General features: G+C 57.0%; 27 protein-coding genes. 12 read left to right on the plus strand and 15 right to left on the minus strand.

Annotated features, from left to right (window positions below):
- Window position 1: 1 nt before the first annotated feature.
- Window positions 2-379: a response regulator gene (locus WCX49_RS10625; protein WP_345985064.1), complete on the plus strand. Its 378-nt coding sequence runs from the start codon at window positions 2-4 to the stop codon at window positions 377-379.
- Window positions 380-405: 26 nt separating this feature from the next.
- Here the strand turns inward: WCX49_RS10625 and WCX49_RS10630 are convergent, their stop codons facing one another.
- The gene (locus WCX49_RS10630) at window positions 406-1155 is read right to left on the minus strand and encodes a 3'-5' exonuclease (protein ID WP_345985065.1); all 750 of its coding nucleotides are present in this window, start codon (window positions 1153-1155) and stop codon (window positions 406-408) included.
- Between the two features lie 2 nt (window positions 1156-1157).
- On the minus strand, window positions 1158-1466 hold the full coding sequence (locus tag WCX49_RS10635; RefSeq protein ID WP_345985066.1) for a hypothetical protein: 309 nt from the start codon (window positions 1464-1466) through the stop codon (window positions 1158-1160).
- A 57-nt stretch (window positions 1467-1523) separates the two neighbouring features.
- Between WCX49_RS10635 and WCX49_RS10640 the strand changes: the two genes are divergently transcribed.
- The 9 genes from WCX49_RS10640 (at window position 1524) to WCX49_RS10680 (ending at window position 9961) form a co-directional block, all read left to right on the plus strand.
- Complete coding sequence (locus WCX49_RS10640) at window positions 1524-2651, plus strand: DUF819 family protein (protein WP_345985067.1); 1128 nt, start codon at window positions 1524-1526, stop codon at window positions 2649-2651.
- Complete coding sequence (locus WCX49_RS10645; protein WP_345985068.1) at window positions 2648-3679, plus strand: dipeptide epimerase; 1032 nt, start codon at window positions 2648-2650, stop codon at window positions 3677-3679. The genes WCX49_RS10640 and WCX49_RS10645 overlap by 4 nt, the downstream gene beginning before the upstream one ends.
- Window positions 3669-3917, plus strand: a complete 249-nt coding sequence (locus WCX49_RS10650) for a GIY-YIG nuclease family protein (protein WP_345985069.1) — start codon at window positions 3669-3671, stop codon at window positions 3915-3917. Before WCX49_RS10645 ends, WCX49_RS10650 begins: the two co-directional genes overlap by 11 nt.
- A gap of 52 nt (window positions 3918-3969) precedes the next feature.
- A complete protein-coding gene (locus WCX49_RS10655; protein WP_345985070.1) occupies window positions 3970-4230 on the plus strand; it encodes a hypothetical protein in 261 nt (86 codons plus the stop codon).
- Between the two features lie 5 nt (window positions 4231-4235).
- The gene (locus WCX49_RS10660; protein ID WP_345985071.1) at window positions 4236-4997 is read left to right on the plus strand and encodes a pyrroline-5-carboxylate reductase; all 762 of its coding nucleotides are present in this window, start codon (window positions 4236-4238) and stop codon (window positions 4995-4997) included.
- A gap of 149 nt (window positions 4998-5146) precedes the next feature.
- Window positions 5147-7954, plus strand: a complete 2808-nt coding sequence (locus WCX49_RS10665; RefSeq protein WP_345985072.1) for a hypothetical protein — start codon at window positions 5147-5149, stop codon at window positions 7952-7954.
- Window positions 7948-8640, plus strand: a complete 693-nt coding sequence (locus WCX49_RS10670; RefSeq protein ID WP_345985073.1) for a prepilin-type N-terminal cleavage/methylation domain-containing protein — start codon at window positions 7948-7950, stop codon at window positions 8638-8640. The genes WCX49_RS10665 and WCX49_RS10670 overlap by 7 nt, the downstream gene beginning before the upstream one ends.
- Window positions 8637-9467 (plus strand): type II secretion system protein, encoded by an 831-nt coding sequence (locus WCX49_RS10675; RefSeq protein WP_345985074.1) that lies wholly within the window; start codon window positions 8637-8639, stop codon window positions 9465-9467. The genes WCX49_RS10670 and WCX49_RS10675 overlap by 4 nt, the downstream gene beginning before the upstream one ends.
- Window positions 9443-9961, plus strand: coding sequence for a hypothetical protein (locus WCX49_RS10680; protein WP_345985075.1), 519 nt, complete (start codon window positions 9443-9445; stop codon window positions 9959-9961). Before WCX49_RS10675 ends, WCX49_RS10680 begins: the two co-directional genes overlap by 25 nt.
- A 45-nt stretch (window positions 9962-10006) precedes the next feature.
- Here the strand turns inward: WCX49_RS10680 and raiA are convergent, their stop codons facing one another.
- The gene (raiA, locus tag WCX49_RS10685; protein WP_345985076.1) at window positions 10007-10540 is read right to left on the minus strand and encodes a ribosome-associated translation inhibitor RaiA; all 534 of its coding nucleotides are present in this window, start codon (window positions 10538-10540) and stop codon (window positions 10007-10009) included.
- A 112-nt stretch (window positions 10541-10652) separates the two neighbouring features.
- Between raiA and recG the strand changes: the two genes are divergently transcribed.
- Entirely contained in the window at window positions 10653-12443 is a 1791-nt protein-coding gene (gene recG / locus WCX49_RS10690) for an ATP-dependent DNA helicase RecG (RefSeq protein WP_345985077.1), read from the plus strand.
- Between the two features lie 180 nt (window positions 12444-12623).
- Here recG and WCX49_RS10695 read toward each other — a convergent pair whose 3' ends face one another.
- The 9 genes from WCX49_RS10695 to WCX49_RS10735 all read right to left on the minus strand — a co-directional run bounded on the left by WCX49_RS10695 (window position 12624) and on the right by WCX49_RS10735 (window position 18853).
- On the minus strand, window positions 12624-13868 hold the full coding sequence (locus tag WCX49_RS10695) for a pitrilysin family protein (RefSeq protein ID WP_345985078.1): 1245 nt from the start codon (window positions 13866-13868) through the stop codon (window positions 12624-12626).
- A 47-nt stretch (window positions 13869-13915) separates the two neighbouring features.
- A complete protein-coding gene (locus WCX49_RS10700) occupies window positions 13916-14965 on the minus strand; it encodes a dehypoxanthine futalosine cyclase (RefSeq protein WP_345985079.1) in 1050 nt (349 codons plus the stop codon).
- A gap of 122 nt (window positions 14966-15087) precedes the next feature.
- The gene (nusB, locus tag WCX49_RS10705) at window positions 15088-15495 is read right to left on the minus strand and encodes a transcription antitermination factor NusB (RefSeq protein ID WP_345985080.1); all 408 of its coding nucleotides are present in this window, start codon (window positions 15493-15495) and stop codon (window positions 15088-15090) included.
- Window positions 15495-15965 (minus strand): 6,7-dimethyl-8-ribityllumazine synthase, encoded by a 471-nt coding sequence (ribE, locus tag WCX49_RS10710; protein WP_345985081.1) that lies wholly within the window; start codon window positions 15963-15965, stop codon window positions 15495-15497. Before ribE ends, nusB begins: the two co-directional genes overlap by 1 nt.
- Window positions 15966-16005: 40 nt before the next feature.
- Complete coding sequence (gene kdsA, locus WCX49_RS10715) at window positions 16006-16803, minus strand: 3-deoxy-8-phosphooctulonate synthase (RefSeq protein WP_345985082.1); 798 nt, start codon at window positions 16801-16803, stop codon at window positions 16006-16008.
- Entirely contained in the window at window positions 16800-17090 is a 291-nt protein-coding gene (locus WCX49_RS10720; RefSeq protein WP_345985083.1) for a hypothetical protein, read from the minus strand. The genes kdsA and WCX49_RS10720 overlap by 4 nt, the downstream gene beginning before the upstream one ends.
- Window positions 17091-17194: 104 nt before the next feature.
- The gene (locus WCX49_RS10725) at window positions 17195-17941 is read right to left on the minus strand and encodes a TerB family tellurite resistance protein (RefSeq protein ID WP_345985084.1); all 747 of its coding nucleotides are present in this window, start codon (window positions 17939-17941) and stop codon (window positions 17195-17197) included.
- A complete protein-coding gene (locus WCX49_RS10730) occupies window positions 17929-18420 on the minus strand; it encodes a hypothetical protein (RefSeq protein WP_345985085.1) in 492 nt (163 codons plus the stop codon). The genes WCX49_RS10725 and WCX49_RS10730 overlap by 13 nt, the downstream gene beginning before the upstream one ends.
- Window positions 18413-18853: a phosphoribosyltransferase family protein gene (locus WCX49_RS10735; RefSeq protein WP_345985086.1), complete on the minus strand. Its 441-nt coding sequence runs from the start codon at window positions 18851-18853 to the stop codon at window positions 18413-18415. The genes WCX49_RS10730 and WCX49_RS10735 overlap by 8 nt, the downstream gene beginning before the upstream one ends.
- Before the next feature lie 73 nt (window positions 18854-18926).
- Here WCX49_RS10735 and WCX49_RS10740 point away from each other — a divergent pair, with 73 nt between their 5' ends.
- Window positions 18927-19868 (plus strand): hypothetical protein, encoded by a 942-nt coding sequence (locus tag WCX49_RS10740; RefSeq protein WP_345985087.1) that lies wholly within the window; start codon window positions 18927-18929, stop codon window positions 19866-19868.
- Window positions 19869-19888: 20 nt separating this feature from the next.
- On the opposite strand, the gene WCX49_RS10745 is transcribed toward WCX49_RS10740, so the two are convergent.
- The 3 genes from WCX49_RS10745 to WCX49_RS10755 all read right to left on the minus strand — a co-directional run bounded on the left by WCX49_RS10745 (window position 19889) and on the right by WCX49_RS10755 (window position 22861).
- On the minus strand, window positions 19889-20293 hold the full coding sequence (locus WCX49_RS10745; RefSeq protein ID WP_345985088.1) for a hypothetical protein: 405 nt from the start codon (window positions 20291-20293) through the stop codon (window positions 19889-19891).
- A gap of 13 nt (window positions 20294-20306) precedes the next feature.
- On the minus strand, window positions 20307-21494 hold the full coding sequence (locus WCX49_RS10750) for a putative metal-binding motif-containing protein (RefSeq protein ID WP_345985089.1): 1188 nt from the start codon (window positions 21492-21494) through the stop codon (window positions 20307-20309).
- A gap of 146 nt (window positions 21495-21640) precedes the next feature.
- Window positions 21641-22861 carry an AAA family ATPase gene (locus tag WCX49_RS10755; RefSeq protein WP_345985090.1) on the minus strand — a complete coding sequence of 407 codons (1221 nt, stop codon included), beginning with the start codon at window positions 22859-22861 and terminating at the stop codon, window positions 21641-21643.
- Window positions 22862-22867 lie beyond the last annotated feature (6 nt).

Below are 22867 nucleotides of genomic sequence, written 5' to 3' on the forward strand. Positions count from 1 at the left end.
AATGCCGAACAAACAACTGAAAGTACTTGCCGTAGACGACGACCTCATCAACCTGAAACTGCTGAAGTCCATGCTGATGAAAACGGGTTACGTCGCTGAAGTCATCGAAGCCAAGAATGGCGCCGATGCCATCGGTGAGCTGAAAAATACACCGGACATCGACGTCGTACTGCTTGACATCATCATGCCGGTCATGGGCGGTCTGGATATGCTCCGCGTCCTGCGCGCCGACGAGAACCTCAAACAGCCTCCTGTCATCGTTCTGACGACGGATGAGACGAAAAAAGCCGAGGCCCTCGAAGCCGGTGCAAACGGTTTCCTCATGAAACCGGTGCGCGAAAAAGAACTGAGCGCAAAGATCTCCCAGCTGATCCTCTGATCAGCCGGGCTCCCCGCAATTCCCCTTTACACTCCCGACAATACCCTGTTGATCGAATAGCGCATATCGTCGTCGAGACTCTCCATCTTCTCCACCATCCACTGCAGGTAGCCGCGATCATCCGCTGCAATTTCAAAGAGCGTTTTGCCCTTGTACTTGCCGAAACGCATCGGACCCTTGTAAAAGACGGGTTCCAGGGTCAGGGCGACCATCTTCTCCACAGGGTTTTCGCCGGGGAAGCGCTCCTGGACACGCGCACGCAGACGGCTTAAAAAGAGTTTGAGCGTCAGGACGTCGCCGATGGCATCATGCGCCTTGATCTCGACGCCGAGCTTCTGCGCTTCAGCCGCCTCCTCTTTGTAAAGCCCCATTTTGTAGCGGAAATACTGCAGCCGGTGCGCCTCCTCATCTTCGAAAACATGCCGTGCGCAGCGCAGGGTATCGATGAGCTTCATGCCGTTGGCAAACCCCTCTTTTTCAAGCATTCCCAGGTCGAAAGGCGCGTTGTGGATCACCAGGTAATTCGCATCATTGTTGAGGGCCATAAGTGCCCGGTAGGCCTCAGTCTCGGTGCAGAGCGGTTTGCCTTCGATCATCTCCGGAGTAATGTTGTGCACCTCCATCGCGCCATACGCGATCGGCACATCCGACGAACAGAAGTCATTATAGACCTCCGTCTGCTGTCCCGCCTCCAGGACCATGAAGCCCAGCTGAATGATGCGGTCCGTCTCTCCCGCCCCTGTCGTTTCCGTGTCCAGCAGTACGAATTTCGCCATGCCTAACGTTCCTCCTCGTCAAAAAGTTCTTGAAAAAGCCGTTCCATGTCAAAGGCCGCCTTGGGTGCCTTCCAAAGCAGATGCGGCAGAAGCTCCAGGAAAAAATAGCCCGCATAGATCATCGGGTAGAAGACTTTGACTTCGTAATAGAGCTGCTTGTAGGTGTGGTGTGCCCGGATCCATTTTTGGGCGATCTTCGATCCGCCCATGGCCAGGTTGACTTCGAACGATACGATAAAGCCCCAGACAAGGTAGGTGAGAATCGTCCCGAAAAAGAGGTACCAAAAAGAGAACTGGAGCGAATAAAACATGCTGTCATTGTGCCATAGCAAACCCGTAACTAACCAAAAAGTGTCTACAATGTCTCCATGATTACTAGCGTCTTCGGATACCTCGGCATTGTCATCGCGCTCGGCGGCGGCCTCTGGTGGATCGAGATGCGCACCCCCCTCAAACTCTTTACCTGGCTCCCCGCCATCGTCTTGATCTACCTGGTCGGCATCACACTGTCGCAAAGCGGCCTTTTTGCGCAGAATGCCGCGCAGGCTTCGGCGTACATGCAGGTGAAATCCTGGCTTTTGCCGATGATGCTCTTCACCATGCTGCTGCAGCTCGACCTGCGGGCGTTCGCGACGCTCGGCAAACCCCTACTGCTCGCCTATGGCGGTGCCGTCCTCTCCATTACGGGAGCCTTCTTCGCCGTCTTTGCCCTCTTCGGTTTCGGACCGGAAGCTGCCGGCGTCTTCGGTGCACTCGGCGGGAGCTGGACCGGCGGTACGGCCAATATGCTTGCCGTCGCCGCCGCCCTGGAGATCTCCGAGAGCCAGCTCGGCCCCGCCCTCGTCATCGACTCGCTGCTCTATACCCTCTGGGTCAGCGCCCTGCTGCTGGCCGTTCCCTTCGCCCGCCGCTTCGACCGATGGAGCCGTGCGGGGAGCATCGAGATCGCCTTCGCCGGCCCTTCGGAAACCCGGGGAAACCTGCGCATGTTCCTGATCCTTCTGGCCGCTGCACTCCTCATTGCCACCGCGGTCAAAACAGCAGCGCCGATGCTGCCCATCCTGCCCGAAAGCACCTGGAGCGTTCTGCTCGCAACCCTTGCCGGTGTTGCCGGCAGTTTTACCCCGATGCGGCGTCTGGGGGGCAGCAGCACGCTGGCCTCCTTTCTCCTCTACGTTCTGATCGCCCTGATAGGCTCCCATGCCCTGTTGCACGGCTTTGCCGATGTCCCCGTGTACCTTGCCGCAGGTGCGGCCATCCTGCTGCTGCATGCTCTGGTCATGCTCCTGCTCGCCCGGATCTTCAGGCTCTCGCTGTTCAGCATCGGTGTTGCTTCACTCGCCAATATCGGCGGGGTCGCCTCTGCTCCCATTCTCGCCGCCGCCTATAACCGTCTGCTTGTCGGTCCCGCCGTCATCATGGCCATTATGGGCTACCTCATCGGCACCCTCGTCGGCCTCACCATCGCGACGGGCCTGCGGAGTGTAGCGGCATGACCATTGCCGACGCCAGGATTTACCGCGGATCGCTCCCTCTGGCCACCCCCTTTGTCACGGCCCTGCGGCGCGTCGATGACGTCGTCTTTGTCGTCCTTGAACTGCATACAGACAACGGTTATATCGCCTACGGCAGCGCCCCCGCGACCAAGGCGGTCACCGGCGAAACGCTCGAAAGCATCGAAGCATCCCTGCGGCACCATATCCTGCCCGTTCTGCTCGGCCGTCCTTTTGTATTCGAAACACTGCTTCATGCTGTCACCACCGCCCTGCCGGGCAACAGCAGTGCCAAAGCCGCGGCCGACATGGCGCTCTACTCCCTGGCTGCCCAGGAACAAAACCTCCCGCTCTACCGCTACCTCGGTGCAAAAGAGCCCGTTCCCGTCACTACGGCCGTGACCGTCAGCCTCGGGGCACCGGACGCCATGCGGACCAAAGCCGCCGAGCTGTTGCGCAACGGGTACGACATTCTCAAGGTCAAGGTCGGCGGCAGGGACGGGTTGGACGCGCAGCGCGTCAGGGCGATCGCCGAGGCCCTCCCCGACGCACAGCTGCTCGTCGACGCCAACCAGGCCTGGGATCTCCGCGAGAGCCTCGACTTTATCGAACAATGCAGCGATCTGCCCCTCGCCCTGATCGAGCAGCCCGTGCCCGCAGCCGATCTCGAAGCCCTCCGCCAGATCACGGAACGTTCCCCTTTCCCGATCCTGGCCGACGAAGCGGTCTTCGATGCCGAAGACGCCCGGCGCGTGCTCGGCAAGGGTGCCGCAAACCTCATCAATATCAAGCTGATGAAGTGCGGCGGGCTCGCCGGCGCCCTGGCGATCCTTGACGTCTGCCGGGTTCACGGCGTACAGTGCATGCTCGGCTCCATGCTCGAAGGCCCCGTCTCCATCACTGCCGCCCTGCACCTCGCCGCCGCCCACCCCGACCGTTTCGCCTGGGTCGATCTCGACAGCCCCCTGCTCTACCGTACCCTCCCAGCCGACCTCCCTTTTACCGTCGAGGGGAACCGCTATGTGCTATAGCGTCTACATCGTCCGCTGCAGCGACGGGACCTACTATACGGGTATCGCCGTCGATACGGAAAGGCGCCTCCATGAGCACAACCACTCCCAGAAAGCTGCCCGTTATACCCGCGCCCGGCGCCCGGTCGTCCTCGTCTATACGGAACTGCATCCCGACCGCAGCAGCGCCCAAAAACGCGAATACGCCATCAAACAGATGACGCGGGACGCCAAAGAGGCCCTGATCAAATGCGACTAGGCTTCAAGCCGCCCTATGTTATAGTTTTACAAACATCATGCAAAGGGCTCTTATGACCGAATCCGAAGACCTTATCGACCTGTTGGAAAACGACGTGATCCCCGAGATCGAATCCTTCATCGACGACCTCTATGAGAAGATTGCCGAAACGAAAAACGCGACGGATGACGACAAGACGCAGCTCGCCGAACTGCAGGAGCTGAAAAAAGAGTTCGCCCTGCTCCTCGACGAAGTGAAAAACGGCGAACTCGACGAGGAAGAGTGCCGCGCCATCATCGACGAAATCGACATGATGCGCGAAGAGGAGGAGTAGAAGGCATGAAAAAGACCATCACCTTCATCGGCAACGGCAATATGGCCACCTCCATGGCGAAGACCCTCAAAAACAACTATCTCATCGAAGTCGTCGGGCGGAACCTGGAAAACCTCGACACCTTCGAAGCTGCCGTCGGCACCGACGTCACCAAGCATCTGCTCAACGACTTCGACATCACCGGCAAGACCATTCTGCTGTGCGTCAAACCGGCCAATATCGCCGAAGTCGGCACGAAACTGCAGGGAAAGGCGGAAGCCCTTTACTCCGTCCTTGCCGGGACGAAAGTCGAAACCCTCAAAAGCCATATCGCCGCAGCAGGAACCGTCCGTGCGATGCCGAACCTTGCCGCAACGGTCGGCCGTTCCATGACAACGCTCACCGGCGACCGCCACCTCGAGGCCGAGGCGGTCTCCCTGTTTAACGCCATCGGTACGACACTCTGGCTCGGCAGCGAAAAAGAGCTCGACATCGCCACGGCGCTTGCGGGCAGCGGCCCCGCCTACCTCGCCCTCATTGCCGAAGCCCTCGCCGACGGCGCCGTCAAGCAGGGGCTCAGACGTGACGATGCCATGACCGTGATGCGCGGCCTCTTCGGCGGGTTCGGCGAACTGATTCAAAACGAACACCCCGCTCTTCTCAAAGACGGCGTCATGAGTCCCGGCGGGACAACGGCGGCGGGATACAGCGCCCTGGAAGCGTCCGGGGTCCGCCACGGATGCATCGATGCCATCGAAAAAGCTTACAAAATAACACAAAAAAGTTAGCATAAAGTTATTTATTAACAGCAATCAATAGCTATTAAATATTGTGGTTTTTGTTTAAGACTACATTTAGTCGAGCGGCAGTAATATAGATATTATGCATCAATACTGTCTACCGGAACCCCCGATATTGTGAAGGAGAGGAGTAGTTTATGAAACGGTTTTTATCCATTATCTTTCTGCAGAGCTTTTTGGTAGGAGGGGTTTTTATCTCGATCTCCGAAGCAGCGATAGAAGATCTCTGTTATGGTAATGTTCAGGGCATTGGTAACAAATGCGAGAAGAAAGGTTACTTCTACTACGGCCCGAATAATCCGCATACCTGTGAAGCAACACAGGAGATCAGGAACAAGGACACGAATACCAGCCTTAGTTCCGTCTTCGTCTACAAAATGTACGATCCGACCATTGACAACGGAACCTGTGGCGTCGGTGGCTGTACAACGACCAACCCGGCACCTCTCTCCCTTGTTTCAGGGTTTGGCAGCGGTTATACCTACGATATCGGGACCCTGGCGCCGGAAACCAACGTCACTGTCAGTGATTTCAACTCCTGGTACAGCGGCGGTGAAATCGATGACATTATTCTCTATGCGACCTACACCAAAGACGGCCAAGACTATGAAGGGATGATCCCTTCTTGTCCCGGTGCCGGCGGGACGATCGACATCAACGATTTCGCTTCGCAGGTCGACATCGTCGATACCGTCGTCAATACGGCAGATCCCTATACCGGGGTTATCCACACCAAGGTCTCCAATAAACCGAACTACCAGATGACCGCCGTTTTCCTCGGGGACAGCAATGAAACGCAAAGTGCAGATAATACCTACGGCGGCCATATTACAGAAAATAAAACCGTCGATATGTATGTTGTCTACTATCTCAGCGATGAGACCTGTGACGAAACCGTCCGCCTGATGACGGTCCCCGGCGGCAACGAACCCGTCGTATCCATCTTCCAGGCAGGCGCTTCCACGGCAGCGAGTAATGTCTTTACCATGGCCTATACAGACAGTTTGCGCGCGAAAAGAGCGGCCCGCTTCAAATACAAAGCCCTTGACCTCAGTAAACTGATCATCGATGCGGATATCGACTGCCCGAACTCCAGCACCTCCGGGAGTGCTTCGGGAACCGTCACCGGGATCCCGGCCTGTCTGACATCCACCTCTGCGGAGAGTACCCCGGCGGAGCGCTACAAGGAAGTCTTCGGCGACGTGGCGTTTGAGCGCTGCTGGGAAGCGATCGCCAACGGACAGCCGTGTAACAGCAGTGCCATCGCGGCCAATGTCCCCGAACCCTACAACACACAGTACGGATGTCTTGAATGCAGTCTCGGCGGCATCCCCTACACCTGTTCCTCTGATGCGTTTGCCATCCGCCCGGACCACTATGCCATCAGCACCATCGATCCCCACTACCCGGACCTGCTCCGTTCCGGCAGTGACCACAACATGACGGTCTATGCGCTCAACTACGACAGTGCTGTCGCGACGCTCGATTATAACCAGAGCGGGGGCAATGGCGGAAATATCGAACTCCAACAGAGCATGTATCTCAAAACCGGTGTGCTTGACACCACCGGCCTCCTCCACGGTACACTGCAATGGAGCACCTGGGAATTTGATATGAAAAATGGTTTGTCGATCTACCCCGCTACCGGTGCCACTGAAGTCGCCGGTGTGAAATTCGATGATGTCGGCAGGGTCGTCATCGGGGTACAGGACCATGAATGGGCATCGGTTGACATTGCCAATGCCGACGACAGCACGCCTGAAGACTGCAGCCCTGACGGCGCCTATATCTGCGGCGACCAGAACGTCACCTATATCCCCCACCACTTCGACTTCAACGAGACCAACGTCACGAACAACAACGGCCTTCCGGGCAGCTTCACCTACCTCGCCAACCTCAACGAGGCCAATACATCCACCTATGTCATGGCGGCGCGTGTCGATACGCTGGTATCCGCCAAAAATGCCCTTGACGGTGTAACCCAGAACTTCCGTGACGGTGCCGAGTACTACGAAAACAAAGTCTGGCTTGTCCAGGCCGCCCACGATACGCTGCACGGAGACGCAAACGTCACAAAAATCGGTGACCCCGCAGTAGACGGCGTCCTGCTCGGTTTCGGGAAAGACGGGGATGAAAACGGGACCAAGAGCATTACATGGGATGAAACAGACCTCACCCAGGTCCTGCGTTTCAACTTCCCACGCAAGAAGAATGCCCCGGTCAACCCGTTTATCATCGACGGGCCGGACTATAACGTCAGTATCGTTTCGCACTATACGCAGACAGCTCCGCCGGTACCGCCTGCCGTCGCGGGTGTCACCTATGATACCGATGCGTACCCGCGCGGGGACCGCAATGCGACTGCGGACGGACGTGTCCTCTTTGTTTATGGCCGTGCCCACTCACCGCGCTTCCGCGTCCCCTGTGACGTCGCCGGAACCGCACCCTGTTCAACAGAAGTCGCAAAACCGGTAAAAGTCTATTACGAGTTCTATTATTACGTACCGGGCTCCTACTCTCTCGATGCCAATACGTCCATTCCGGAAATGAATGCCCTTTCAGACGACAACCGGCGCAGTACCGATTCGATTAAATGGTATATCAATACCCTTCACACGGCCACCGACGGTAACATTACGACAACGTCGCCTGCCGTCGGCGCCCTCGTCAGCGACGGCACCTATACAAATGTCAATGGCTGGACACAAATCCCTTATACCTACAACGGCAATGAGGGCTATCCTTACAAGGCAACGATCCGGGTGAACCCATACAATGGAAGCAACAGCTGGCTCATCTATAACAAGTACAATGCCAATGCGACCCGCAACGAGTTCGAACTCGAATTTAACAATAAGAGCGGCGCCAAAACCGGTACCGATGCAGCAGATGTTACTGTCGATTCCGAGGGGAATACAAATACCAATAGGAGAATCCAATGGTAGTACGCCACGCAATGACCATGATCGAACTCATCTTTGCAATCGTACTGATCGGCATCGCGGTTGCCGGGGTGCCAAGGATGATTGAACGGAATAACAGATCACTCGAAAGCAATATCGTCGACGAGGCGGTCTTTGCCGTTTCTGCCAAAGCGGCACAGGTGCTCTCCTTCCGATGGGACGACAACTCGCAAAACGCGGGCGACCTGCTTTCGCACTCCAAGATACTGGATGTTGCCGGCAGCGGGGGTCTGAGCAGAACGAACAGCATCTTCCGTATCGGGGGGATTGCAGAGAATGCGCACCGCCGTTTCCACTCCGCGGTTGCAGGCCCGGCCTCAAATGAACTGAGCGGCATGACGACAGGGAGCGCACTCACCTTTATTACAGGAGGAGACGCCACCAGTGCCACCGCCTATAAAAAGGACTACCAGCTCAATGTCGCTGCCAGTTTTGTGGGAGACGGAAATGCCGCTTATAACACCGGGGCTACAGCCTCTGCAACATACAATTTCCCCAACTTTCCCTCTCCGGTCTCCGGAACGGCAACCAATATGAAAATGGTGAAAATCGAACTCCAGCAAAACGATTCGGTGACAGCCACACCGTCATGGACCAATGTTGCGACCCTCTATGTATACGCTGCCAACATCGGTGAAATCGACTACTTCAAAAGGACGATGCAATGATGCATAAACGCGCATTTACCATGATGGAGCTGATCTTTGTCATCGTTATCATGGGGGTCCTCGCCAAGTTCGGGGTAGATATTATGCAGCAGATCTACAACAACTTTGTCTACAGTCAACGTACCAACGTCCTGCAGGCCCAAAGCGAAGCCGCCGTGAACCAGATCGCCAACCGGCTCCAAAACCGTATCAAGGACTCCGTCATTGCCAGTACGCTTAACCACGGCGCCTACCAGCCCCTCGGAAGCAATACGGCTGCCGGTTCAACCGTTTTGGAGTGGGTCGGCATCGACTATGACGGCTGGCAGTCGCTCCCGCCGCTTTGGAGCGGGACTATCGACCTGACGGATTCAAATGGCACCAACCTGAAATCGCCGCGGACATCGTCACGTTCCGGTTTCTACAACGGCGGAACCGCAGCGGTCTATTTCCTCGGATCGAACGTTGATGTACTCTCCGGATTCGGCTGGCAGGCCGCCGCATTCGCGGACCAGTCCCATACGATGCACCCCGTCAATGTCGGGGCAGGACAACTCACCCCCGCCGTCGGCTCTTTCAGCGGCCGTGACGTCTATGAATTCTACCAACTGGCGAACAGCGCCTTTGCGGTCGAACTGAATGGACGTATTTTAACGCTTTATACGGATTATCAACCCTGGGACGGGGAGATCTATACGGCCGGTACCGCGTCGATCCTGATGGAAAACGTCACGACGTTTACCTTCACGAAAGTGGGTGACATCATCAAGTTGCAGGTCTGTATCGGTGACAACGATTTAACTGGGGAAGGAGAGTATTCGTTATGCAAAGAACGAACCGTCTTTTAAAAAAACGAAAAGGATTCGTCCTCATCGTCGCTGTCTTCATGATGCTGGCCATCAGCTTTCTGCTGCTTCGTATGATCGGCGAAACAGCTGAGGGGAGCCAACGCAGTATCAATAACTATATCCATCAGCAGGCCATCCTGCTGACCTATGCTGCAACCGAAGAGGCCGTGCTGGCTGTTTCCGGCAGGGATCGCGAAGCCAATGGCTGTATCAGGACCATCACCGGGCAATTCCCGGCCAACAACCCAATGCTGACGTACACGACGCAGATCAGCTACATCTGGTCCAATGATCAGACTGCCGCTCTTAACGTATCAGGCAGTGGCGGCGCCAACTGCTTCGGCTATATCGATGGCAACCAGGCAGCAGCAAATCAGCTAATTACGAATGAAACCGGCGGTTCCATGCTGGTAGATGTCTATGTCAGCGACCACGTGGGAATAGGTCTTGCTGAGCCCATCCGATACCATCGCCGGACCCTGCAAAAACTGTAAATCGGGAAAGTCTTAAAGAAGAGACGGCTTCCCGCCGTCTTATGATCAGTAGAGGCCGTAACGGCCGTCGTTTCGTTTGTAGAGGACACGCGTCTTCCCGTCGTTGTCCAGGAAGATCTCGAACTGCTTTTCACCCGCTTTCAACTCCTCGAGCACATCGGCCACCTCTCTCGGTTTATAGCTGTCGAGTTCGACCGGGATCACATCATCTTCAAGGGCTTCTGCGGCGGCTTTCACATCTGCCGATTCGGTTTTGGCACTGTTCATCCCCTCGTGATGGTGATCGCTGATCTTGTCATGCATACGGCGAAGCGCCTTCTGGGCCCGTTCGATCGCAATGTCGATAGCGGCATACATGTCATCATCGCTCTGTTTGATGACGACGGTATTCTTGCCGGCAAGGTTGATGGTAAACTCTACCGAAACCCCCTGTTTTTTCCCGATGCTGCGCTTGGCACAGACCGCCTGTGCCGAAATGATGTCCAGGTTGAACTTCGAGAGTGATCCGATCGCGTTTTGCAGATACTCTTTGATGGGATCGGTCAGTTCGATCGCTCTTCCGGTCAGTGAGATATTCATCATGCAACCTTTCCGGGCAAGGCCCTCTGTGTAATTTGTCGTGGCAACGATTATAACACAGCAAACATGTCATTATTCAAGCCGATCGGGCACAAACGCGTTAAAATACCCCATGCAAATTGAACAGGCCGATATCGAAAAATTCAAAAAGCTCGGAGTCTACTCGGCCGCAGAACTGGCCATACTCGTCCCGGTCCGGTTCGAAGACCGCCGGCTCTATCCCAGGTTGACCGAGGGGCATGATCAGGCCATCGACGCCACCGTCGAATCTATCCACCGTACCTCTCGCACCGTTACGATCACCCTCTTTGTCCACAATTTCGGTCACCGCATCGAAGGGGTCCTTTTCAATCCGAAACCCTATATGCTCCGTTTTTTCGTCGAAGGGGAGCGGGCCCTTTATTACGGCCGCATCGACTGCAGACAGGGACGCTGCCAGATGAGCCATCCACAGCGCATCCCCGAAGCGGGCTCGCTGACACCGAAGTACAAAACGGCGCTGCGGACTGACGTGATGGCGCGTCTGGCGGCGCGCTACATCACCCGGGAGAGCCTTTTGGAAGAAGGGCTGCCGCCGCATGTCTCCGATGCGCTGCTGGGGCTCCATTTCCCCCAAACCGCGCCACAGAAGGAGCCGACACCCGCAGAGCTCTATGCACTCAAATACGCCGAACTCTACAGCTACATGCGTTCGCTCCGGGGGAAACGGCGTTACTTCGATGCCCTGCAGAGACTCGGCAGTGATTGGCGCCGCTGGGCCATGCAGCTGCCGTTTCTGCTGACCGATGAACAGACGCGGGCCATCGAGGCGATCGAAGCGGATTTTAAAAAGCCCCATGCCGCCAAGCGGATGGTCGTCGGCGATGTCGGCGCCGGCAAGACGATGGTGATCCTTGCCGCCATGCAGATGGCCACACCGCACCGCAGCATCCTCATGGCCCCGACGACCATTCTCGCCAACCAGCTTTACGAGGAGGCACGGAAATTCCTCCCGGAAAAGAAGATATTACTCATCACCAATGCCACACCGAAAAAACTGCCGCTGGAGGAAGCCGATGTCCTCATCGGGACGCATGCCCTGCTTTACCGCGACCTGCCCGAAGCCGCGCTCATCATGGTGGATGAACAGCACCGTTTCGGCACCGCGCAGCGCCACCGGCTCGAGAAGCTGATCGCCGACGGTGCCCGTCACCCCCACTACCTTCAGTTCTCCGCCACGCCCATCCCCCGGACCCAGGCCATGATCGATTCCGCCCATATCGACGTCAGTCTCATCACCAAGACCCCTTTTAAAAAGGACATTACGACCACGGTCATCCACAAACCCGATTTCCCCTCCCTGTTGGCACATATCCGCTCCGAAATCGCGCAATCGCACCAGGTGCTCATCGTCTACCCGCTGGTGGAAGAGAGCGAGAATTTCGGCTACCAGAGCATTGAAGAGGCACGGGGTTACTGGGAGAAGCATTTTGCGAACGTCTACGTCACCCACGGCAAGGACAGGGAGAAAGAGGTCATTCTTGAAACGTTCAGAGAGCGGGGGGATATCCTGCTTGCGACAACCGTCATCGAGGTCGGGATCTCCCTTCCGCGCCTGACAACTGTTGTCATCGTCGGCGCCGAACGGCTCGGGCTGGCGACCCTGCACCAGCTGCGCGGACGCGTCAGCCGCACCGGGCTCAAGGGATGGTGTTTTCTCTATACGAACCTGAACGAGAGCGAGCGACTCGACGCCTTCCGCCAAACGGATAACGGCTTCGACATTGCCGCACTTGACCTCAAATACCGCAAAAGCGGTGATCTTCTCAAAGGGAGCATCCAGAGCGGGAAGAAGTTCCTCTGGGCCGATCTGGCCGAGGATGAGGGAATTGTGCGGGAAGTCAAAACGGCGCTATCGCCCTGATGTGTAATGAGACAGCTTGACAATATCCGCTTCTACTGTCAAAGCCGAAACGGTCGTTAGCGTCTCAGGCGGCTCACCGGGGAATGGAATGTCCCGAAGGCGTCAGCCCTTTGTGCTTTCTTCTTCCCGGTTCGGCTTCTGCTTTACACAAGTAAAGAAGAAGGGGAACGAAAAAGCCTTTTACTCCTCCGTCACAATCGCGAAGGTAAGCTTCTCGATCTCCCCATGCTTTTTGATGAAGGCATTGAGCGTGGCAAGGTCGAGCGTTTCGATCTGCGCGAGTTCGCGGGTGGAAGCACCGATGCCCTCCCCCTTGTAGTACTCCAGGAAGGTGCGCGAAAGGCGCTGGGAGAGTGTCTCGACACGCAGCGGTTCGGAACCGAGCAGGAAGCGCTTCGCCTGATCGAGCTCCTCCTGGGTCACCCCCTTCTCGATGAACGTTTCGATCACTTCCCGCACCGTTTCTACCGCCTCTTTCTGCGAAGCGATCTTGGTCTGTAGGTACCCGAAGAAGTAGCTGCTCGAACGGGCGATATTGGCGCGGCAGTATGCAGAGTAGGCCAACCCGCGCTTGACACGGATCTCCTCCATCATCCGGCTGCCGAAGCCGCCGCTGCCAAGGATGAACATCGCCACGCGGCTGATGTAATGCTCGGGGTCGCTGACTTTCATCTCAAAAGGTGCGCCGAAATAGACGTAGGCCTGTTCCGTCTTGCGTTTGAGCAGCTCCGTCTTTGCGGCTGCGCTGGCCGGGTAGAACCCGAGGCGCTCCAGTGAACCCTTCGGCAGGTGCCCCAGCAGACGGCGCGCGGCATCAGCGGCGTCCGCCTTGGAAATATCCCCGCCGATCACCACGATGGCACGTGACGTCTGGAGATGATTTTCGACAAACGATTTGATCTGTTTGAGTTCCATGGCCTTGACACTCTCAACCGTCCCGGAAGCCGGGGTAGCCAGCGGTGTTCCGGCAAAAAGTGCCGCTTTGAGCTCGCGGTTGGCAACATAGTCAAAGTCACTCTCTTTGCGGCTGAGCGCACCGACAGAAGTCGTCTTCACCTTCTGCAGGGCTTCCTTACTGAGGTTGGGAGAAGTGAGCAGCTCTTCGAGCAGACCGACCGCTTCGCCGAACTCCTCTTTGAGCGACCCCATTTCAAAGACCATCGTCTCTGTCCCGGCATGCACGCTGAGATGGATGGCCCGGGCGTCGAGCGCCTCTGCAAAACCGACGGCGCCGCGCTTCTGCGTCCCTTCGTTGAGCATTGAAGCCGTCACCTTCGCCAGGCCCGCACCGGCGCCGTCCTCGATCGAACCGCTCTGACGGAAGACCAACTGCATGGAGACGATCGGAAGCCGAGGGTCCTGCTCAAATATCATCGGCACCTCGATGCCGTTTACTTCTACCTGTTCCACCGTCGTTTCAGCCATTACAATCTGTCCTGTGAAAAAAATGAATATTAATAGCGCTTTGAGGCTCACGCAAAAAGCTCCAGGGTTTCATACGCCGTGTTCCGGATCGCCGGGGTCTCGCCGATGTCACGGATGAGACGGACCATTTCGTCTTTGGCCATGCGGAAACCCGCCCCCGCACTGCGGACGACGTTCTCTTCCATCATCGTCGATCCCAGGTCGTTCGCACCGAACTGCAGTGCCATCTGCCCGATATAAGGTCCCTGGGTCACCCAGGAACTCTGCAGATTCGGGACATTGTCCAGGAAGAGGCGTGATACCGCCAGCAGGCGGAGATACCGGTTCGCCGAATGCTTTTTCATATCGGGGAACTCCGCCAGCAGCTTCGTATTCTCCCCCTGGAACGACCACATGATAAAGGCGCGGAAACCGCCCGTCTCGTCCTGAAGGCGGCGGACCATCTCCCAATGCTCGACGATCTCTTCGTCCGTCTCCATCGTGCCGTACATCATCGTCGCCGTGGACTTGATGCCGAGCTTGTGCGCCTTGCGGTGGATATCGATCCAGACGTCGGCATCGATCTTGCGCGGTGCGATGATGTCGCGGACGCGGTCGTTGAGGATCTCCGCCCCTGCACCGGGAATGGAAGAGAGCCCCTTTGCCTTGAGACGGGTCAGCACCTCCTCGACGCTGATACGCGACACCTTGGCGATAAAGTCGATCTCGATGGCTGAAAATCCGTGAATGGTGATCTGCGGATATTTCGTATGGATATGCTCGACAAGATCCTCATACCATTCGATCTTCAGTTTCGGGTGGACGCCGCCCTGGAAAAGGATCTGCGTTCCGCCGATTTCCAGCAGCTCTTCGATCTTGGCATCAATCTCGTCGTAGGTGAGGACATACGCATCTTCATCCTTCTCATGACGGTAGAAGGCGCAGAATTTGCAGTCGACCCAGCAGATGTTCGTATAGTTGATATTGCGGTCGACGACGAAGGTCGTCACCCCTTTGGGATGCAGCTCCTTTTTACGGGCAGTTGCAAGCTTTCCGAGGGTTTTGAGATCGGCATTGCGGATCAGATCAACCGCTTCTTCTTTTGTGAGTCTGCTCATGATGGTTCCATTCTCTCGTACGTTTTTTCCTTGGGCGCAGTATAACCGCCCCAGGATTCAGTTCCGCCCCCGGCTCCGGAGGCGGAAAACTTTAAAAAGATTGTTTTAAGCGCGGGCGGGACTTAGGAAGCGGCTTTTTCTCTGGCGATCGCATCGAGCACGCCGTTGATGAATTTGGGAGACTGCTCCGTACCGAACGCTTTGGCGACTTCGATCGCCTCGTTGATCACGACGGCGGAGTCCAGGTCGCTGTAGAGCGTCTCATAGGCACCCAGGCGGAGTGTCGCACGCTCGATGGAGCCGAGGCGGTCAAAATCCCACTCTTTAAGGTGTTTGACAATCGCCGTGTCCACCTCTTCGAGATGGGCCATCACCCCGTCAAAAAGCGTCAGTGCGAAATCCTTCTGCTTGTTGCGGATCTTTTTCTCCTCGAGGATCTCGTCGGTGTGATCGGCAATCGCCCCGTTTCCAAGGTCATAGGCATACAGCAGACTGACGACGGCCATACGGGCGTGGTGACGTGTCGCCATTACGCTTCGATCTCCGCGTAGAGGTTGAGCATTTCGATGACCGTCGTCATGGCTTCGAAACCTTTGTTCCCCGCCTTCGTACCGGCACGTTCGATCGCCTGTTCGATGGTATCGGTCGTCAGCAGACCGAAGGCGACCGGTTTGGCGTATTTCAGTGACACCGTCGCAATCCCTTTGGTTGCTTCCGCCGAGACATAATCAAAGTGCGGTGTGGCGCCGCGGATGACGGCACCGAGCGCACAGACGGCGTCGTACCGGCCGCTGGCGAGCAGGCGTTCCGTTGCCATCGGCAGTTCAAACGCGCCCGGGACCAGGACGAGGTCCAGCTCCGCTTCGTCGCCGCCGTGGCGGGCATAGGCATCTTTCGCCCCTTCGACCAGGCGGTCCGTGATGAGATGGTTGAAACGTGCCGCGATAATGGCGACTTTCTTGCCCGGACGTACCTGCAGATTTCCTTCGATGATTTTCATCTTTCATTCTCCTTCATTTACTGTAAATATCCCGTCGGGCCTAACGGCTGCAGGCCTCGATCGCCAGCAGACTCTCCGTCAGCTGTTTCAGGCCCTCGAGCGTAATCATATTGGGACCGTCGCTCAGGGCACAAGAGGGGTCGAAATGGGTTTCGAAAAAGAACCCGTCGACACCGACGGCCGCGGCCGCCTTCGCCAGGTACGGCACCATCGAACTGTCGCCGCCGGTCTTGCCGCCGCCGCTGCCGGGCATCTGGACCGAATGCGTCGCATCAAAGACGACGGGCGCGAATTCGCGCATGATGACCGGTGAACGCATGTCGACGACAAGGTTGCCGTATCCGAAACTCGAACCGCGTTCGGTGAGAAGGACCTTGTGCTTTTGCGCATTCTCGTAACTCACCTCATCGCAGCCGCGGGTTTTGAGGACTTTGAGCACCGAATAGCGCATATCCGAGGGGTTCATGAACTGCCCCTTCTTGATGTTGACGATCCGGTCCGTATTGGCTGCGGCCACGAGCAGATCGGTCTGGCGGCAGAGGAAAGCGGGGATCTGGATGATATCGGCCACTTCCGCCGTCGGTGCCACCTGATACGATTCGTGCACGTCGGTGACGATCTTGTAGCCGAAGGTATCTTTTACCTTCTGCAGGAGACGAAGTCCCTCCTCGAGCCCCGGTCCGCGGTAGCTTTCAAGCGAGGTACGGTTCGCCTTGTCAAAGCTCGCCTTGAAGTAGAAGTCGAAGCGTGCATCCTCATGATAGGGCTGCAGCGCCTCGGCGATGCGGAAAAGCGATGCTTCGCTTTCGATAACGCAGGGGCCCGACATCAAAATCATTCTGTTGCACTCCCGTTCCCGTCGAACATCTCTTGCGCTTCGACAGGCCGCATCTGCGGGGTGACCACCCGCTCTTTGTACTTGCTGTTGCCGACGGCCTCGTCAAAGTCGTCGACTGCCTGTTCACGGAATTCCGTCAACGAATGCCCCGTTTCGTGCGAATAGATAATATAGCCCAAAACAACGAGGATCAGGATCATCGTTTTCTTTGCGTTGATCTGCCACTGCATGTACGCCAGAATCAACAGGACGACGATGGTCGCCGGATAAAGCCATGATTCATCCATGATTTCTCCTTTCGCGTGTCACGGCCGAGCCGCCGAAAATAAATAGGATTATACCAGAGGTTGTTAACAAACCCGGCATCGTGTTGCCGTAACAGACCCCATCTCTAGCGGGAGGCCTTGATCGTTTCATAGGCAGCATTGATCTGCTGCATCTTCTGCGTTGCTTCCGCCATATACGCCTCGTCCGCGCCTTTGGCTTTCATGAGATCGGGGTGGTACTGTTTCACCAGCGCACGGTACTTTTTCTTGATGCTCTCCATCGATTCACCCTCTGCTGCGCCCAGCAGGGCATAGGCCTCTTTCAGTCCGGTACGGGTCGGGCCCGTTTTGTAGATCTGCGCGAACTGCGCCATGATCGTCTCGACCTGCTCCGGCGCAATCTTCAGAAAGGCCGCAATCTTGATCAGCAGATTCTCTTCGCTGTGGCTGAGCTCGCCGTCGACGAAGGCAAGATTGACGAGGAAAGAGAACATCCCGAGCCGCTGCTGCGGATGGTGCACCGTAGCATAGGCGAGCCGCTGTGCGATCGCATCGGCATTGAAGCGCTGCTCCTTTTCACGGTTGAATATCGCTTTGAGTTCCTCGCGAACCGCTTCGGCATTTGGAAAAGTGTTGGCGATATCCGTAAAGGTGTTACCGACCAGTTCCGCCTCAAGGGTATCGACCCGCCCATCGGCCTTGGCCACCTTCGCCATCAGCGCGACAAAAAGCCCCAGCTCGGAGTTACGCAGCGCCTCGGAATGCAGGGGAGCATGCCCCGCCGCGTTCGTGCGGTACTGATAGCGACCGTAACTACGGAAAACCCACATCAAGAAGAGGCCGACACCCAGGTAAAAGATCAGTGATCCCAACGCGCTTCCTCCGTATCGATTTCAATGGAAACGATCCGCTCACACGGCACGATGAGCGTTTTTTCAGGTGCAGTGACTACAAAAAACCATCGGTTCCCCGCCATCAGCTCCGCATCGTATTCACCGGTCCGTTTGACATCGTCCACGTCCAACCGGCGCAGGACCACCCCGGTGCTGAACCCCTGCCGGTAATCATCGTCCGCCGTGTCCAAATCCGCAAACTCCACCCGGTCGGCCGTGCGGATCAGCCGGTAGCGGTTTCGGCGGGCCCAACCGCGTACGGCGAACCAGAGCGCCCCCATGCCTGAAAGGGCCGCGGCCCCTGCCACCGTGGAAAGCACAAAGCACAGGAGCGTGACGAACAGCGTCAACGCTCCCCACATAATCAGGGCCGCTTCATCGGTCTTTTCAAACGCGATTACGCGAAACGCCAGCGAGAGCGTCCGCAGATACTGCAGCCACGCCAGAACCCTACTCACTGAAACGGTCCCAGAAGAACTCGATCCACTCCGTCGCTTCCCGGCAGGTGAAGTCGGGCTGTTCACAGGCGGCGGGTTTATACCACGGTGCAGCACATTTGATCGTGCTGACGGGGAAGCGTTCCTGCAGATACGCTTTGACCTGCTGCAGCGTTTTGCCCGAATCAACAATATCGTCGACGATCAGGATGCGCTGGGCCGCCTCCTCGGGACAATCCCCCTCGATGGTGACTCCTTCACGCTGGGAATCATCGTCGTATGACGCCACCCGCAGCAGGGCGATGTTCCGAACATCCAGACCATAGCCGAGCAGTTGCGCCCCCATCATGCCGCCGCGGGCAAGCGCCACGATCAGATCCGGTGCATACGCGCGACACTCCGGCAGCAGGGAACGCATATCCGCCTCGAAAGCCTCATAGCTGTAATAATACATGGCCGCATTATACCACTAAAGCCCCCCTTTACCCTTCCGTTGATACCATGACACAAAAGGGAGTTTCATGCGTTTGAACTTACTGACTCTGCTGTTTGCCACTATCATGTTTTCAGGCTGCCTCACGCCACAGACCCCTGAAGTCCCTGGCTGGGTCGAGCATCCTCCGGCTCCGACGACGACAGAACTGTACGGCGTCTCGGTGGCCAAAAGCAAAGAGGAGGCGTTTCTTTCCGCCATCGGCAATATTGCGGCAACGATGCTCAAAGGCGCCCAGCTCCCCCTCGGTCGGCACATCCGCGACGTCAACGAGCGCCAAGCGATTACAAAGGCAATGGAGCAGGCCCTTCAGGAGATCGACTATCCCGACGTCGTCCTCAAGCAGGAGGCGGAAATGGGCGAGGAGTACGCGGTCTTGATCACGATGCCGCGGGCCGTATTCGCGGCACAGATCGATGCCCGGCTGAGAGCGCACCGCCAGACGCTCGAACAGCAGGCCAAGAGCGATGAATACGCCCCCCTCTTCCAGAAACTGGGGAAACTGGGGGCCACGCATGAGGAGAAACCGATGCTGCTCGCAGAGATGTTCCTCCTCGAAACGGCCGATCCCGGCAGCGATACGAAACCCTATCATGCTTTTGCCGAGCAGATGGATTCAGCTTATAACACCCTCAAATTCGGCGTCGCCGTCAATGTGATCAGCGATGCGGAAGGCATCGTCTACGTCGATACCATGGAGAAGGCCCTTCGTGCCGAGGGGATGCTGCCGACCGGCAACCGCATCGGCCTGCTCCTGATGCATGCCGACAGTCAGCAGGAACGGCGAAACGGGCTTTTCCACGTCACCGTGCGGCTTCGGCTGGAATCTGTTGCCAAAGGGGAGCGGCTCGCCCAGAACGAGCTGTTCCTTGAAGCCGTGTCATCCCACAGCTTCGCAGACGCCAGACGACAGACGGCAGAGGGGTTGAAAAAGCGCATCCGGGATGAGGGTATCTTCCATACGCTCGGTTTCTGATACTTCGTCCGACGGATATCTTACTCCTGCGCATACCCGTTATCCCGAACGGGTTCCTGCGCCTTGATACGCCTCAGCGCCTCCGTGTCGCCGCTGTCCCTTGCCGCATTCAGGGCTCTGCGCCATTCACGCCGGGCCTCGATATAGGCAACCCGTGCGCGTTGACGCTCGATGCGCTGCTCGGAAGCGACAAGACGGTTATAGGCTTTCTGCTCATCGGAAAGTGCAGGCACCTCAGGAGGTAAAGCCGTCATCACCTCTCCATCCGAGGGAGCCTCTACCGCCGGAACGGGTTTCACCGCCATTTCCAGCATGGTCGGCACACTCAGTACCCCGTCAACCGGTCGGTTCGGATGCCCCTCCATCCTCCCCGCGGCCAAAAAGGCAAGTGCCATTACCCCCGTCCCGAGAATGATCCACCGCATCGCTCATACCTGCCTATGAGGTCGGGTCCCCGTCGCAGTCCCAGTCTTTCGGGTCCAGCGGGCGTTCCGTTGCACCGGGGAAGATCTGATCGTTCGTGTCGTCGCAGTCGGGAGACCAGTCTTTCGTATAAAACCCGTCACCGTCACTGTCCGTCCCGATGGGGATCATTGCCGGGGCATACCAGGTCGTCGACGTCCCGTCTCCGGATACGACTTCAAGATAGTAGGTCTGGGCGGCCGCAATCGCTCCGGCATCAGGCGTACTCATCTCAATATAACCGCCGGCTGCCTTCACGCCTGAGATCCCTGTAGATGCGCCGCCGTCATCAAGCAGCGCCATCGCTATCCCGGCGGGTCCCTGTGAGTAATCCACGATATAGGCGGCGCCATACGGCGGAAGTGTCACTTTGTAATAATCGGTGTCACTGCCGGGATTGATCGTATGGGCCAGGGAATAGAGGGTATGGTGGTAGATGATCTCGCCGACCGCACCTTCGGTGCTGTAGATCGTTGTCGCGCCCCCAAGCGTGCCGTCAGGCTCAAAACCGTCACTCCCCGAGGGGGCATCCGCCCCCGAACAATCCTCATCAATCCCGTTGCCGGCGATTTCTGCTGCATAAGGGTAGACGGCATTGTTGCTGTCGTTGCAGTCATACGTCGCGGAGTAGCCGTCATTGTCGCCGTCGACAAACACCCTCACCCCGAGTTGGTAGCTGGCCGTATCGTACGGGTAAAAGGAGTAGACGCGGATCAGATAATTGCCCGTTTGCGTAATCGGTACCTGTTCGATGTTGCTGTCAAAGTCAAGAAAATTATCATTCGAAGCCACCAACGTCGTCCCGTCAGATTTGTAGAGTTCGATAACGGTATCGGCCGTATAGTTCAGGTTGGTGGCAAAAATTTCGTAGGTCTTGCCGACTTCCAGGGCCACCTGTACCCAGTCCTCATCCCCCTGCGGATAGATGGTGCGCGTCTGCAGCCCCTGATCAACGAGCATACTGCTGGGATGGTCCGGGGCATTATCGCCGGAGCTGCCTTCAAAGCCGTCGACGGCTGTCGGGAAGGCGGCGATGACAACGGTGCCGCCCCCGCCGCCGCCACCGCCTGTCCCTGTATCCGTTTCACTCTCGACCTTGCAGCCCCCGGTCAACAGTGCAATCGCGGCCAGCAGTACGATGCCTTTCTCTTTCATCCTTTGCATTGTCCCCTCCTTTACAATTAACAGGGAATAACGTCCAGTAAGACCATCTTACTATCTGCCTCCTTTCGCATAACTGCGCAGAAAACAACTAGCTGTTAAAATTCAATTACATTATATAATCAAAAATAATAGTTTATTTTGAAAAATCAGGCACTGACAAAGGCCAGTGCTTTGGGGTGCACAAAAGCGAGGTTTGCCCAGTTGACACGAGGCTGTTTCAGAATAAGGGTATGGGGGGAGACGGCGCGTGAAAGGGCGACATAGAACTGCGACGGGGCGAAGATCTCCGTGGTATCGATGACAAGGTCGGGAATGCTCATCCCCTGTGATTTGTGGATGGTGATGGCAAACGCTAGCACGATAGGGAACTGGTAGAGCGTGATAAGGGGCACTTCGACCATCTGCTTCTCCTGCTCCACGGTGCGTTCTTCCCATCGGCTTTTCTCCGTACCGACGCGTTCGAGCTTGACCACGATACCGTCACTTTTACGGACAGAGACCGCATCCTGCTCGAGCTTGACGATACTTCCCCGCTCGCCGTTGACGTAATTCCAGCTGTTGCGCGTAAAGAGGACCGGCGCCCCGATTTTCAGCTCCAGGATCTCGGGGATACGGGCATCTTCCATAAAACGCTGCACTTCCCGCGGCTGGGTCTTGGTGTCATGGCAGACACTCTGGGTTTCAAAGGCATAGAGATCCCCCTCCACCGCATCCAGCTGCTCACGGTTATGTTCGAAGGCCGAACGGTTCGTACCGTAGAGGAAGGTATAACTTGACAGGTCCTCGCCCGTCGGCTTGATCAGCTCATGCAGATAAAGGTGTTCCTCCTCGCCGACACGGGCATGCCGCACGGCGTTCAGGATGCCGTTGAATTCGGTATCCTCGCTGCGCCAGTTGTGCGTCAGTGTGACGGTCTCGAATGCAAACGCACTCCAGCTGGGGGCCTCGAACGCGAAACGGATCGTGCCCCTGGTCACCGGCGGCAGCTGCAGGAAATCCCCCACGGCCAGAAGCACGCCGTCAAACCCGCACTGCAGCAACCGGAGCCGGACCATATCAAGTACCTCCGCGCTCACCATCGAAATCTCGTCGATGACTATGAGGTCCATGGCACGCACCAGCTTCACGATCTTCTTCTTGGGGATCAGCTTGCCCCGCCGCTCCAGGTCCGTTTCACTGTCGGCGATGCCGAGGTCGAAAAAACTGTGCAGGGTCTGGCCGCCGATCAGGGCTGCCGCCATGCCCGTCGAAGCGAGCTTGGCGACTTTTTTCCCTTCGACGCCGTACGCGGCGATGATCTGGCGTGTCAGGGTCGTTTTCCCGGTGCCGGCCCCGCCGGTGAGAAAAAGGTTCTGTCCGGATTGCAATGCAGA

It is taken from the genome of Sulfurimonas sp. HSL-1656 (genome assembly GCF_039645585.1).
Classification (GTDB): domain Bacteria; phylum Campylobacterota; class Campylobacteria; order Campylobacterales; family Sulfurimonadaceae; genus Thiomicrolovo; species Thiomicrolovo subterrani.